The sequence below is a fragment of the Serratia sp. JSRIV004 genome (assembly GCF_019968705.1).
Lineage (GTDB): Bacteria > Pseudomonadota > Gammaproteobacteria > Enterobacterales > Enterobacteriaceae > Chania > Chania fonticola_B.
This window is the reverse complement of sequence record NZ_CP074140.1, coordinates 5965284-5981035: the sequence shown is the minus strand read 5'-3', so window position 1 is coordinate 5981035 and position 15752 is coordinate 5965284. Positions and strand designations below refer to the sequence as shown.

The 15752-nt window shown below is 53.7% G+C and carries 6 protein-coding genes; all 6 read left to right on the top strand.

The genetic code is table 11. The features are described from left to right. Positions 1–15: 15 nt before the first annotated feature. Positions 16–11925 carry a hemagglutinin repeat-containing protein gene (locus KGP21_RS28470; RefSeq protein ID WP_223536722.1) on the top strand — a complete coding sequence of 3970 codons (11910 nt, stop codon included), beginning with the start codon at positions 16–18 and terminating at the stop codon, positions 11923–11925. Continuing rightward, positions 11922–12260 carry a hypothetical protein gene (locus KGP21_RS28465; protein WP_094981543.1) on the top strand — a complete coding sequence of 113 codons (339 nt, stop codon included), beginning with the start codon at positions 11922–11924 and terminating at the stop codon, positions 12258–12260. The genes KGP21_RS28470 and KGP21_RS28465 overlap by 4 nt, the downstream gene beginning before the upstream one ends. A 320-nt stretch (positions 12261–12580) precedes the next feature. Continuing rightward, complete coding sequence (locus tag KGP21_RS28460) at positions 12581–13690, top strand: hypothetical protein (RefSeq protein WP_094981544.1); 1110 nt, start codon at positions 12581–12583, stop codon at positions 13688–13690. 2 nt (positions 13691–13692) lie between these two features. Continuing rightward, positions 13693–14076 (top strand): hypothetical protein, encoded by a 384-nt coding sequence (locus tag KGP21_RS28455; protein WP_223500557.1) that lies wholly within the window; start codon positions 13693–13695, stop codon positions 14074–14076. Positions 14077–14309: 233 nt separating this feature from the next. Next, positions 14310–15401 carry a hypothetical protein gene (locus KGP21_RS28450; RefSeq protein WP_223536720.1) on the top strand — a complete coding sequence of 364 codons (1092 nt, stop codon included), beginning with the start codon at positions 14310–14312 and terminating at the stop codon, positions 15399–15401. A gap of 7 nt (positions 15402–15408) precedes the next feature. Continuing rightward, entirely contained in the window at positions 15409–15714 is a 306-nt protein-coding gene (locus KGP21_RS28445) for a hypothetical protein (RefSeq protein WP_223500554.1), read from the top strand. Positions 15715–15752 lie beyond the last annotated feature (38 nt).

The window sequence follows — 15752 nt, the reverse complement described above, 5'->3', positions numbered from 1 at the left end:
GGAAAGGTTTCAAGGATGACGCAAAAAGACGATCGGCCCATTCATGCCAGCCAGCGTTGGTTGAGCTATACCCTGTGCAGCTTGCTAGCTTGGCAGCCGTTGCTGCCCGCCTTGGCGAACGGTGTTAACGTCGCCGAAGGGAATACCCGGCTCGATCAGGCTGGCAATGGCGTGCCGGTGGTCAATATCGCTACGCCTAATCAGGCGGGCATTTCCCATAATAAATACAATGAATTCAACGTGGGCAAAGAGGGGCTGATCCTCAACAACGCCACCGGGCAGCTCAATCAGACCCAGCTTGGCGGCCTGATCCAGAACAACCCCAACCTGAAAGCCGGGCAGGAAGCCCAAGGCATCATTAACGAGGTTGTCGCCCCGAACCGCTCCCAACTGCAAGGTTATCTGGAAGTGGCGGGCAAGCAGGCCAACGTGATGGTTGCCAACCCTTACGGTATCACCTGCGACGGCTGCGGCTTCATCAACACCCCGAATGCGACGCTGACGACCGGTAAACCGGTGTTAGGGCCAGACGGCAAACTGCAAGCGCTGGAAGTGACGCAAGGGGCCATCAGCATTCAGGGCAAAGGGCTGGATGCCAGCCAGAGCGGGAAATTTGCCCTGATTGCCCGTGCCACTGAGATCAACGCACAGCTGTATGCCCAGGATGCCACCATTACGTTGGGTGCCAACCGTGTGGATGCGCAGGGTAATGCGACCCCGATCGCGGGCCAAGGCGAAACGCCAAAAGTGGCGGTCGATACCGGTGCGCTGGGGGGCATGTATGCCAACCGTATCCATCTGGTTTCCAGCGACAAAGGCGTCGGCGTCAACCTCGGTAACCTCAATGCCCGTGCCGGGGATATCACCCTGGATGCCAACGGTAAATTGACGCTCAATAATTCGCTGGCGCAAGGCGGTGCATTAACGGCGACAGGGCAAAGTATCAGCATGTCGGGCGACCACAAGGCCAGCCAGTCCATCACGTTAAACAGCCAGGGGGACCTCACTCAACAGGGAGGAACACTGGTTAGCGACCAGAATATCGCTCTCACCAGCGGCGGTACGTTGCAGATGAGCAGCGGCAAGCTGACCGCTGGCAACGATGTCACCCTGCGGGCTCGTGACGCGCGGGTGGACAGTTCCAGCCAGATTGATGCAGCCCGCCATGTCGACATGACATTGTTCAATAGCGGCATGACGCAGGGGCAAGTGACTGCCGGGCAAAACCTGACCCTCAGCGGTGCCAGCTTGGTCAACAGCGGCACGCTGGCGGCCAATGGGGCGATACAAAGCACCCTTTCCAACTTGGCGAATAGTGGAACAGTTCAGAGCCAGGGCAACCTGTCGTTGAGCGGTCAGTCTCTCACCAACAGTGGCAAGATACTGGGTGGAGGGGCGCTGGTCCTTACCAGCCAGACGTTGGATCAAGACGGCACCTTGAGTGCCAAAGGCAAAGCCGATCTTACCGTCAGCGATACGTTGCGAAATGGCCGCTACGGCGAGTTGCTGAGTGACGACAGCATGACGCTGTGGGCTGGAACGCTGCAGCAGAACGGCCTGCTCTCTGGCGCGACGGGGTTAACCCTCAACAGCGATACGCTGAGCACGGCGGCAGATTCCCTCACCACCAGCCAAGGCAAGATCACGGTTAACGCGGGTAACGCCACGTTAGGCGGGGAATGGAATGCGGGTGGCGATCTGGCCTGGCATGGCACGACGTTGAACACGCAGCCGGGTGCCCAGATACAAAGCGGGGGCAATCTCACCCTCCAGGCCCAACAAGCCACGCTGGCGGGAACCCAAACGGCGAAAGGGGCATTAACGGTAGAGGCTGGCTCACTGCTGCACAGTGGTAAAAGCCATGCCGCAACCCTGGCCCTGAAGGCGGACACCCTGACCAACCAGGGTACGCTGGTCGCTCCTGTCTTGAAGATCAACAGCCAGACGCTGACCAACAGCGGCTTGCTACAAGGCAGCCAGACCCTGGATCTTATCGCCCGCCTGATGGACAACCAGAAGGGCGGCACCGTGTATACGGCCAATGCCCTGTCACTGGCCATCCCGACGCTGAAAAACGCCGGACTGATCACCACCGATCGGGATTTGGTGCTCAGTGGCGATCAACTGCTCAACAGCGGTGAAATCAATGCCGTGAACCTGACGGCCAAAACCCAGCGGATCGATAACCAGCAGAGCGGTTTACTGCTGGCGAAAGATAAGCTGTCACTGAACGGTATGGCGTTGTCCAATGCCGGGCAACTGGCTGCCGATCAACTGACCCTGAACACCAACAGCATCGCCAATAGCGGCACGTTGCAGGGCGACAGCGCCCTGGCTATCAAGGCTACGGAAGTCACCAACCGTGGGCGTGTACTCACCGGCGGTTCGCTAAACCTGATTGCAGACACCTTGACCAACGCCGGGACGATGCAGGCGGCTATGATGGTCTTGTCACTGGCCAAACAGTTCAGCAACCAGCAAAACGGCTCCGTCAACGTGACTGGTTCGCTGGCGCTGGCCACCCCTCAGTTCAGTAATGACGGCCTGCTGGCCGCAACGACGCTGACCTTGGATACCACGGCCCTGTTCAATACGGGGACTCTGCAAGGCAGCCGTCAGCTCAATATCGGCACCTCCACGTTAGACAACCAGCTCGATGGTGTTTTACTCAGTGGCGGAGCACTGACAATACGGGCAGATTCGCTGACCAATAGCGGATTGCTTCAGGGCCAGACACTGGATCTGTCCACCCAAGAGTGGCTTAACAACGGCAATGCGCTGAGTGAACAAACGGCGAGCCTGACAGTCGCCAATACGTTGACCAACCAAGGGAAGATCCTCGGCCAGCAAGGGATGACTGTCTCTGCGGGCTCAGTGGACAACGCGGGATGGCTGGCGGCCACCGTGCTCTCCGTCGTGGGCGACGTTATCAACAAGGGGCTGGTGCAGGGTAGCCAATCCCTGCAACTTTCCGGCACTCATCTCAATAACGCAGCCACCGGCCAGATGTTATCAAGCGGGGCGTTACGCCTTGAAGGCCAGCAGTTGCTCAATCAGGGCGCTCTGCAGGGGCAACAACTGGCGGTGAAAGCCCAGACCTGGCAGAACAGTGGCAGTGCCCAGGCGCAAGATCGCCTGACGGCAGACCTGACCGGTGACATGCTCAACAGTGGCCTGTTGCTGAGCCAGGATCGGTTTGACCTCACGGCGGCCCATATTCTGAACCAGGGCACCCTGGCGGCAGACAAGGTGGTATTGACCGCGCCACAGCTGACCAACAGCGGCCTGCTACAGGGCAACAGCCATCTGCAACTGGCTATCCCGAATATCAGTAACCTTGCCAGCGCGAAGCTGGTCAGCGGCGGTGCGCTGGAGCTGGCGCTCGATCAACTGGAGAACGCTGGCCTATTGCAGGTGAACGATGATTTGTCTCTCATCGGCCAGCAGTTCACCAACCAGGGCAGCATCCTGGCGAACAACCTGAACCTGAATGTGCAGGGTGCCTTGGTAAACCAGCAAGGCGGCCAACTGGTGGCCCGTGAAAATGCCACCTTCCGCAGCCAATCGGTGAACAATGCCGGGGTGTTGGCGGGTAATACGCTGGCGGTGGACAGTGGCACCGTGACTCACAGCGGCATCATGCAGGGCAATGCCGGGCTGACTCTGAACAGCACCGCGCTGAACGTGCTGGCCGGTGCACAACTGCTGAGCGGGGGGGAGCTGGCAATCAAAGGTGGCGCAGTCACCAACGCCGGATCCTGGCAGGGGAATAGCCTGACCTTTGGCGTCGATAGCCTGGATAACAGCGGATCGATAAACGCGGTTGCGGGCCTGACTGGCACCGTGGCTAACACGCTGCAAAACAGCGGGCAGATGGGCAGCCTGGGGACGCTGAACCTGAGCGGCGACTATCTGACCAACAGCGGCAAGCTGGTGGCCAACCGGTTGACGCTGGATGCCGCCACGCTGAATAACACGGGATTATGGCAAGGTAGCGAGTGGTTGAATGCCCACGGTGATGTGCTGACGCTGGGTACGTCAAGCCGTACGTTGGCTGGGGGCGCGTTGTCGCTGAATGCCGGGCAACTGACCTCAGATGGGCTGGTTCAGGGTGGACAAACCCACGTCACGGCCACTAGCTGGATGAACAGTGGCAGCCTGCTGGGGAGCGATTCTCTGACCGTCAACGTCACCGATGAACTGGTGAATGAAGGGTCACTGCTTAGCAAAGGTAACAGCGAAATACAGGCGCAGACGCTGACCAATGACGGTGCCGTCCTGAGCGACGGAAGTCTGTCTTTGGCGGGCGCTACGTTGAACAACCAAGGTGCCGTACAGGGTAACATCCTCAACCTGACGCAGAACTTGGTGAATAACGCCGGTACGCTGATCGGACTGCAGTCGCTGACGTTAGGCATTCAGGCATTCTCCGTCCCGTTGTTGACGCTGGTGAACCGCAGCCAGGGCTCACTTCTGACGCAGGGAACGCTTTCTGTGAATGGCAGTACGGTGACCAATGACGGCCGCTGGCAGGGACAACAGATCCTGCTGAATGCTCAGACGTTGAATAACAGTGGCGCAATCCAGAGTGCGGATGCGCTGCAAATGGCTCTGTCTGGGGCACTGAATTCGACGGCTGGCAGCAAAATTACCGCCAATGGTGTAACTGTATTACAGGCACAGTCGTTGACCAACGCCGGGCAGTGGCTGGCAAAACATCTCACCCTACGCGCTGACACCCTGAATAATCAGGGCGAAATCAGCGGCGTTGACGGCCTGACGGTCGCGCTGACCGGAGATTTCACCCAGCAGCAAGATAAAACCCTGCTGACGGCGGGGGACTTGAAACTGGATGCGGCCTCGGTCACCAACCTTGGGCGTATCCAGGGGAACGGCGTGTGGGTTAACAGCGGTACGCTAACCAACAGCGGTCGTGTGCAAGGTGAAACAGGTCTAACGCTGAACCTTACCGGTGGATTGACCAATAACGCTACGGGTACCCTTCTCAGCCAGAACGCACTCACCATTACCTCGCCGTACTGGGTCAACAGCGGCCTGATGCAAAGCGGTGCTGACACCCGGTTTGAGGGGACGATATCAGGGCGTAATGACGGTAGCCTGCTTGCTGGCTCCGATCTGTCACTCTATGGCTCGCAATTTACCAACACCGGTTGGTTGCAGGCAGGCTCCCTGTTACTGAATGCGGATGCGTTGGACAACAGCGGTACCTTGCTGGCAGAACGGCAGGGAACGTTGACCGCAGGTAGCCTGAACAATCAGGGCACGGTCCAGGGAAGCAACCTGGCGTTGAATACCCAGCAACTGACTAACGGTGGCACGCTGCTTGGCACCTCCGGGCTTGGCATCAATGCCGGTCAGGTGGCGCTTCAAGAGACAGGAAAAATGTTCAGCGGGGGCGATTTACTGCTGAGCAGTGGCGATTTTGACCAACGTGGCCAGGTCGTGGCGTTGGGCAACCTGACGCTGCAACTGGTGAACGCCTTTACCAACCAGAACGTGATTGCCGCAGGCCAGAGCCTGAACCTTAACAGCCAAGGGGCGTTGACCAACCAGGGCACTCTGCAGGGGCAGAGCGTCAACCTCACGGCGTACGGCATCTTGACCAACAATGGGCAAATCACTGGTGGAAGTGGGGCCAGCACCCTAAGTGGCAGTGCTATTGCCATGAACGCGGCCGGAACCCTGCAATCAGGGGGCGACGTGACCCTGAACAGCCAGAGCGATATCACCGTGGACGGGTTTACCGGCACGCTGGGCTCAATGACGCTGAATGCGGCTGGCAGCCTGATTAACACCGCCTTGCTGTATGCCGGTAACAACCTGTACTTGCTGGCCAACAGCATCAAAAACCTGCGCGGTGACATCCTGGCGGGCAATAGCCTGTGGATGCAGCGTGATATGGCGGGCAATGCTAACGCCGAGGTGGTGAACAGCTCTGGCACCATTGAGACACAAAATGGTGATCTCACCATTAACACCGCCCATTTGCTGAATCAGCGTGATGGGCTGAGTGTGGTTAGCTCTGAAAGTAGCGCACCGCAGTATTCCTGGGTGACAGATTTTGAGGCCAAAATCCCGTTAACCTTCTTCAACAAAGGCGACTACGGCTATGTCATCAAGTCTTGGGAATCCGGCGGCGGCAGCCCTGGCCACGGAGCGTCTCCGACAAGGTATTACAGTTCAACGCCAACGCCTTATCTTAATCAACGGATTAAGGAGTTTGCCTCTGGCGTTTCGATGGTCACCGTCACGGCAAACGGTGGCGCAGCCCGTATCGCGGCCGGGCGCGATCTCAGCCTTTATGCCGGCCAACTGGACAATCAGGCCAGCAATATTTTGGCCAACAACAATGCCTATCTTTCAGGGAGTAACCTGAATAACCAATCCTGGTTCTCGGGCAGTGAAACCCGCTATCAAACGTATCAGTATGGTTATGGCCTGAGCACAGTTCCGGTACCAGAAACCAGCGTTTCTAAAGGGGAGATTACATCCAACTACATCGTCTACACGGCGACGGGCGAGGTACGCTATGAACGTGGAGAAGGTGAAATCTACCGCGCCGTTATTCAGGCTGGCGGTAACGTCTCGGCAAACTTTGCTAATGACATCAGTAATACCAACACCTTGGCTAACGCGGGTGGAGTAAGCAACACCCTTGCTACGCCTACTCTCAGTACCCTGAGCCAACAGACTATCGGCGGTGCCGTAGAGAAACAGGCGCTGTCAGCCGGTGATAAGGCGGCGGTCAATTCGCCTGAATGGCAAGACAGCCTGCAAAATGCCTTGCAACAGATTAACGGGGGCAGCGGCCTGGATAACGTTACGCCTGAGCTCACCGGGTTAGGAAAATACAGCGAAGGTGACCAGGGTAACGCCAATCTGGGTGATGGAGCCAAGTTACAAAACACCACCACCGATGGGAAGGACCTGATCGGCACGGATGGTAAGGCCTTAAACCAGTATCAAGGCAAAACGGTTGATACCAGTGCATATCCTCTGCCTACGGGCGAGAACGGCTATTTTGTCGCATCCACCGATCCGGACAGCCCGTATCTGATCACCACCAACCCGAAACTTAACGGGCTGGGGCAACTCGATCCGAGCCTGTTTGGCGAACTCTATGCATTGCTGGGGATCAAACCAGGCCAGAGCCCGCGTGAAACCAACGAACAGTTCACGGTAGAAGACAAATTTATTGGCTCTTCCTATTTCCTTGACCGCCTGAACCTCCACCCGGATTACGACTACCGTTTCCTGGGGGATGCGGCCTTTGATACCCGTTACGTCAGCAATGCCATGCTGAATCAGACGGGCAGCCGTTATCTGAACGGGATAGGTTCAGACCTGGAGCAGATGCAAACCCTGATGGACAACGCCGCCAGGGCACAACAGTCTCTGGGGCTGAAGTTTGGGGTTTCGTTGACGGCGCAGCAGATCGCCTCTTTGGATCACAGCATCTTGTGGTGGGAAGCGACCAGCATCAATGGCCAGACGGTGATGGTACCGAAGCTCTACCTGTCACCAAAAGATGTGACTATCAATAACGGCAGCGTGATTGCCGGGAAAAACGTCTCGCTCACCGCCGGTAATATCACCAACAGCGGCAGCACGCTGACCGCACAGAACGCGCTGACGCTCGATAGCCAGAACAGCATCAGCAATCTCAATGCTGGCCTGCTCAATGCGGGTGGCAACCTGCAACTGAGCGCGATTGGCGATATCAACAATATCGGCTCAATCATCAGCGGCAAAACGGTACAGTTGGAAAGCCTTGATGGCAGCATCATCAACCAGACGCTGACGAATCAGTGGAATACCCAGGGTTCTCTGGGGGGCTGGATGCCACAAAGCCTGTCGCTGTCACGCACGGAAATCGGCGATATCGGCACCATCCAGGCCTTGGACAGCTTGAGCCTGAGCGCTGGCAACAACATCGATATCCTGGGAGCCAAATTGACTTCCGGTGGTGCGATGGACTTGCTGGCGGGGGGCGATATCAACGTCCTGGCCAACACCACCTACAGCGCCGATAAATATCAGAGCTGGCGGAACGTAAGAGAGAGCGAAACTCACAGCAGCCAGGGCAGCGAAATTAGCGCTGGTGGACCGCTGACGGTCGATGCAGGCCGTGATGTCAACGTGAAGGCCAGCCAGGTTGGCAGCCAGACTGATACTACCGTGATGGCTGGGCGCGATATCAACCTGCAAACGCAGGAAGCGAGCACCCGGCAGAAAGATAACGGCACCGAACAGCGCAGTAACGATGCCACGCGCTCCACCCTCACCAGCGGCGGCGATTTAACGCTGGATGCAGGCCGGGATGTGAACTCGCAGGCCGCAGCGATGGTGGCAGACAACAACGTCAACCTGAACGCCGGGCGTGACGTGAACCTCAACACCCAGCAAACCAGCGAATACCGCGAGAGCAAGGAAGGTAAACGCCAGCAGGTAGATGAGTCCATTCGCCAGCAAGGAACGGAGATCGCCAGCGGGGGCAACACCACCATTCGCGCCGATCGAGATGCCACCTTGAATGCGGCACAGGTGCAGGCTAGTGGTGATGTGGCGGTAAGCGCCGGACGCGATCTGACGCTCAACAGCGCCACCGAAAGCGACTACTCCTTCTTCGAAGAAACCAAGACCAAGAAAGGGTTCCTGTCGAAGACCACCACCCATACGGTGCGGGAAGATTACGCCACGCAGGAAAAAGGCACGCTGCTGAGCGGCGATAACGTGTCTCTGTCTGCGGGTAACGATCTGACGGTGAAGGGGTCTTCGGTTGTTGGTGACGGCAAAGTAAACCTGCAAGCAGGTAACAACGTCGAGATCGTAGCGGCGACGGAAGAGCAGTCCAGCTACCGGTTGGATGAGAAGAAAAAGAGCGGGCTGATGGGCACCGGTGGTATCGGGGTGACGATTGGTAGCTCAAGCTCTCGCCATCAGGTGAACGAAGACGGTACCACGCAGAGCCAGAGTGTGAGCACTATCGGCTCGACCGGTGGCGATGTGAATATCGTTGCGGGCGGCAAGGCACACATTGGCGGTGCGGATCTGATTGCCGGTAAAAATCTCAGCGTTACTGGCGACAGCGTCGTTATCGAACCGGGGCATGACCTGCGTACGGTAGAAGAGCGGTTTGAGCAGAAGCAGAGTGGCCTGACGGTGGCGTTGTCCGGTGCAGCAGGTGCAGCGGCCAACTCAGCAATAGCGGCAGCGCAGAGTGCCAAAAGTGAAAGCGATGGCCGTTTGGCTGCCTTGCAGGGCACCAAAGCCGCGTTGTCTGGGGTGCAGGCAGGGCAGGCCGCGGTGTTGGATAATACCAAGGGCGATGCGGGTAATGCGATTGGTATCAGCCTTTCCCTGGGGGCCCAAAAGTCGTCATCCACGCAAAAACAGGTCTCTGATAATGTTACCGGTTCGACGTTGACGGCGGGTAATAATTTGTCGGTGACCGCAACCGGCAAAGGCAGTGGTGCCAACAGTGGCGATGTGGTGATTGCGGGTAGCCAGTTGAAGGCGGGTGGCGATACCACCATCGATGCCTCTCGCGACATCTTGCTTACCGGGGCTGCTAATTCCCAGCAGCAGACGGGGAGTAACAAGAGCAGCGGCGGTGAAATCGGTATCGGCCTGAGCCTGGGTAAAGACACGGGTATCAAGGTGTTCGCCAACGTCAACGCTGGCAAAGGCAGTGAGAAAGGCACCGGTACGCAGTGGACAGAGACAACCATCGACAGCGGTAAGACGCTGGCCATGAACAGTGGGCGCGATACCACCCTGGCCGGTGCACAGGTCAGCGGTGACAAGGTGGATGTTGACGTCGGGCGCAACCTGACGCTCTCCAGCCAGCAGGACAGCGATCTCTACGACATGAAGCAGCAGAACGCCAGTGCGGGTGGCAGCTTCACTTGGGGCTCGATGAGCGGCTCTGGCTACCTGAACCTGAGCCAGGACAAAATGCACAGCAACTACGACTCGGTGCAGGAGCAGACTGGGATCTTTGCGGGCAAGGGCGGCTTTGACGTTAAGGTCGGCGAGCATACCCAACTGGATGGCGCGGTAATCAGTTCAACGGGCACGGCGGACAAAAACAGCCTGGATACCGGGACGTTGGGCTTCAGTGACCTGCACAATAAGGCGGACTACAACGTCGAACATGTCGGGGTTGGGATAAGTGGCGGCGGCGACTTTGGTGGTAAGGAGTTCCAGGGCAACCTGGCGGGCGGGATGCTATCGGGCCTGAACGGCAGCGGCCATGCTAGCGGCACCACGCAGGCGGCGGTGAGCGAAGGTAACATCACTGTCCGTGACAAGGACAACCAGCAACAAAATGTCGCCGACCTGAGCCGGGATACGGAGAATGCCAACGGCAGCATTGCGCCAATCTTCGACAAGGAGAAAGAGCAGAACCGGTTGAAACAGGCGCAGCTGATCGGCGAGATCGGTGGGCAGGCAGCGGATATCATCCGCACGCAGGGTGAGATAAACGGTCTGAATGCGGCGAAGGCCGATCTGGCGAAAGATGGGAAACTGCCGCCGGAGCCGGGAAAAAATGCCAAGCAGGAAGAGATTGATCAGTATGTCAGCATCCTGAAAGACACCACTGCGTATAAAGAGGCCATGAAGCAGTATGGTACGGGCAGTGACTTGCAGAAAGCGGCGCAGGCGGTAACGGCTGCGTTGCAGGGCCTGGCAGGGGGAAATATCTCCCAGGCTCTTACTGGTGGTTTGAGCCCGTACGCGGCAGAGCAAATCAAGAAGTATACCGGCACGAATGAAACGGCCAACGCGCTTGCCCATGCGGTGTGGGGGGCGATAGCGGCACAAGTGAGTGGCAACTCGGCCGCCGCTGGTGCTGCGGGGGCTGCTGGTGGTGAATTGGCCGCGCGTTATCTGGCAGAGAAGTTATATGGTGCAGACACGCCGGAAAAAATTGCTAAACTGAGTGAGGAGCAGAAGCAGAGTCTCAGTGCGCTGTCGACGCTGGCAGCAGGTTTAGCTGGCGGCGTGACGGGCGATAGCACTGCGAATGCTTTGGCGGGGGCTCAGGCCGGCAAGAATGCGGTGGAGAATAACTTCCTGAGTGTGACTCAGCTTGATAACTTCGCGCAGAAAGCCAAAACCTGTGAAGGTGCAGTCTGTCAGCAAGTGATTCAGGACATGGTAGAAACCAACCTGAAGCAGCAGAAGGAAATGCTGGAACTCTGTAGCAGCCAGCCAGCGCAGTGTGCTGATGATTATGGCTATCTTGTTGAGCAATGGGATATATTCGATAAAACTATCAAGCAGTTAGATGCAGATAATAAGCTACCTAACGAGTTCAAGAATTACCTGTCGGCGGTCTACTCTTCTGGTATGGAGGCGGAAGGGACAGTTGCCAATTTAGGATGGCAGCAGAAATTCGAAGCGCTGGGGATAGACAAGGATACAGCGACAGCGATGGCGGCCACAATACCTGCGTTGATTAATGCCAAGGGTTCCAAAGTTGGAAAAGGGACGACGGGAACAACCACCAATGGATATAAGGTCTCTAACGGTGCAGATAAGGTAGTTGCTAAGACAGAATTAGAGCATCCTATTGTTCAGTCTCGTATCAATGTTCAAAACGGCAATTCAAAGCAAGGCTGGGAGCATGTTGTCCAACGACATTTTTCCGATAAAAATGCTAGCCAATTTACCATTAGTCAGTCTGAGGTAAAAACGATCCTTCAAAGTAAAGATGTCTCAAAAGTGCCAATTAGTCGGAAAATTGATAGTGCAGATGGCCCTCGTTATGAACGAGTTATTACACTTGACAAAAGTATAGGTATTGATAAGTTTAGCGGTAAGCCAACAAATACTATGACAATTTTAACTGATGGTAAGGGTAACTTGATCACAACAACACCAGGAAGGATTAAATGAGACTAATAGGCTCTAGAACGGAAAGCTTAATACGGGAGCGGTTAGAAAAATATGAGAACATTATTATTGAAAATAATGTGATACATGATTTATTAGTTCGAAATTTTTCAGAAATTGATAGTGTCTATTGCTTGAGCCAAGTTATAGAACAAGCTGAGGATATATATACCTTATTGGTTAATGGTGAGTTCGTTATCGAGTTTGAGTTATCTCGAATAGATGATTCAATAAGTGATGTAAATATAAAACCATTAAAAGAATACTCGAAAAAGGTTAAAGATAAATCATCTAAATTAACATTGTCTATAGCTATAGATTTAGCTACTAATAGATAACTGGTCGCGTTTAATGTTGATTATAGCCGCCCGACTGGCATAAAAGCCTATCTGTTTCAGCCAATTGCCATTGAGAGTGAACTGTGGCAACTGGCTGGGCTTGCCGCCATTAGGGGCGGTAGCCGAGAATGGTCGTCTTGCTAGCTTGGTGTGTGACTGATTCTGACTTATGATGCTATGGTTGATTGCTCTTTAACAGCGTTGGGGAAAATGGCGTAACGGGCTGAAAAAGCGTGTCTGGGCAAAAAGTTGCCCGGGCCAGAATGCACAGGGAAAAAGTGGTTGTAATCTGCTGAGTGTACTAGGAAAAATGCCGAACGATGGCGGACTCCGCACTGGATAAAGTTGTTGTGGAGAATAACTTCCTTAGCCCACAACAAGCTGAAACGCTGAATAAGTCTATTGAGGATCAGAAAGCTGGTAAAAACCTGCTAGAGGCTTCACAGAATATCGTCAGGCTGACGAATGAAGATCGAGCCAGCAATGTGTTGCTGCAACAGTTCCAATCAGGCCAACCACTGACAGAAGGCCAGAAGCAAGAGCTAGCTGGATTGCTTAACCAGTATGGTTATGAACTTCAGTCTATGTACGGATATACCCCACAGCAAGCGGCTGACGCTATTCAGTCATTGGTTGCAGGCAAGGCGTTTGTTGCCTCAACAGGAGATACCAAAGCGTACAACGAGGCGCTGAGTTATCTGAAAGGGTATAGCGTACAATCCGGCCAGGCTGCATTAGGAACCGATGCTTTACTCGCTTTGCCTGGTGCTCCGGGGATTATTGCTCGTTCAACGCTGGCAGCCGGTGGGGGTTATCAAACCGGTACAGGGATCGGCCAGGTAGTTGATGGCAACTACGGCGAAGGTGCACTGAATATCGGCTTAGGGACAGCGGCTATCTTTGGTGGTGTTGTGGGAAATAATGTTATATCGAAAGGAGAAACTGGCATTTTTTCTCCGAATAAAGAATCAGGATGGACAAATAGTTCTCAACCACTTGATCCCAAAACACCTTCTGCAAATCCTAAAGTGACAGCAGAGTTAACTGACTCACAAACAGGTACAATCTTTACGGATACGAACCAAGGCGGTAGGCCTGACTTTTTCCTGGGTGATGCAAGTCGACCAACACTGATTAACGGGAGGATTGTTGCAAAAATTGAAAGTGAAGGTAGAACTTTCCCAAATGGAAATATGGCGACAGCTCATGCGGAAGTTGGTGTTATTCAACAAGCTTTTGAACAAGGTATCACTAAAGGTCGTGATATGACATTAACAGTATCACTAGAGCCTGTGTGTGGTTTTTGCAAAGGTGATATTGCTGCAATGGCGGATAAAGCAGGTTTGAAATCTTTGACAATAGTTGAAGAAAAAAACAACACGATCCTATATTGGCAGCCTGGTATGAAATCCATCAAGGAGAAAAACTAGAGATGTTCTTATCCCTAAAATGGACCCTCAATAGTCAGGGCGGGAAAAAAAAATCACCTACATGGGACGAGGTTGAAGGATACCTAAGTAAATTAGAAGGTAAAGCAGGAACTCTGACTCTTGATATCCTTGATGGTGCAGACATTGGGCCTGATATGCTTCAGGTAAGAGCAGAGAATGGTAATTATATGCTGACTCTTGGCGAAGAAACAGATGATGACTACAGGGTACGGTTTTACTGGGATAAATCTCTACCTAATGAGAAATTATTGATATTGGGTGATTATTGGTCTGAACGACAACTAACAAAAGACTTTGAACTTGTTGTCAGGGTTTTTAAAGAGTTTTTCGATACTGGCAATGTGTCAGCGGATATTTTGAACTGAGATAAGAACCCCGTCCAACTGGCTGGGGTTCTTATTCATTGAAAATTATCACCTTCCGCGGTTGCAACCGGACCACACCAGGTACGATGTTGTGGTTGGTTGCTCTTTAACAGCGTTGGGGAAAATGGCGTAACGGGCTGAAAAAGCGCGTCTGGGAAAAAGTTGCCTGGGCCAGAATGTACAGGGAAAAATTTGTTGTAAGATGCTGAGTTTTATAGGAAAAATTCCGTTCTATGACGGGCTCCGCTCTGGATGAAGTTGTTGTGGAGAATAACTTCCTTAGCCCACAACAAGCTGAAACGCTGAATAAGTCTATTGAGGATCAGAAAGCTGGTAAAAACCTGCTAGAGGCTTCACAGAATATCGTCAGGCTGACGAATGAAGACCGAGCTAGCAATGTGTTGCTGCAACAGTACCAATCAGGCCAACCACTGACAGAAGGCCAGAAGCAAGAGCTAGCTGGATTGCTTAACCAGTATGGTTATGAACTTCAGTCTATGTACGGGTATACCCCACGGCAAGCGGCTGACGCTATTCAGTCACTGGTCGCAGGCAAAGCGTTTGTTGCCTCCACAGGAGATACCAAAGCGTATAACGAGGCGCTGAGTTATCTGAAAGGGTACAGCGTGCAATCCGGCCAGGCTGCATTAGGAACCGATGCTTTGCTCGCTTTACCGGGTGCTCCGGGGATTATTGCTCGTTCAACGCTGGCAGCCAGTGGGGGTTATCAAACTGGTACAGGGATCGGCCAGGTAGTTGATGGCAACTACGGCGAAGGTGCACTGAATATCGGCTTAGGGACAGCGGCAATCTTTGGTGGTGTTGCTGGAAATAATGTTATAGGTAAGACAGATAGCGCAATAGCGTCACCGGGTAACTCTAGTATATGGCAAACCGGTTCTATCGGTAATGTGATTACGAAGTCTGAGGGGGCGTTAACGGGGCCTGTCACCAAGATGGAATCAGGGATGACGAAGGAGAATATCCGCTCGCTGAACCGGGAAAATGAGAGTGCTCAAATTCTTTCACAATCAGGATTTTATGTGGAGCAGAACCCTTCTATAGCTGGAAGGAAAAATCCGGATTACCGGATTAATGGCGAGATTTTTGATAACTATGCTCCTAGTTCTAGCAGTGTTAGGAATATATGGTCTGGTGTTAAAGAAAAAATTGACTCGGGGCAAACAACAAATGTTGTTATTAATATGAGTGATACAAAAGTGTCAATTCCTGCATTGCAGCAACAACTCACTAAGTGGCCAATAATGGGACTTGAGAAGGTTATTGTTGTTGATAAATCAGGCAATACTATAAGGATTAAGTGAGGGGATTATGTCTATACATATTTCATGCTATACAACATATAACCTTGCTGAATTGCAGGGGAAATTGAATGCATTTGCAGAAAAATACCCCTGTGTATTCCCTGCTCAATATTATTTATCAAATGGAGTTATACCTCATCCAATTCAGCGAGAGGTTGCAAGTGATTTTGGATTGGTGTCCTGCTCTTACTTTGTTATCAGTGTGAATAACAAATCTCTTAAAATATCGACAGACGAAATGGCAGAGATGATCAGAAAAGAGTTAGGTTCAGACAATGTAATCGTGCTTTTAAATGGTGAAGACCTAATCTAGATCTCGTGATAAATCCCGGGCAGTTGGCCGGGATCTTT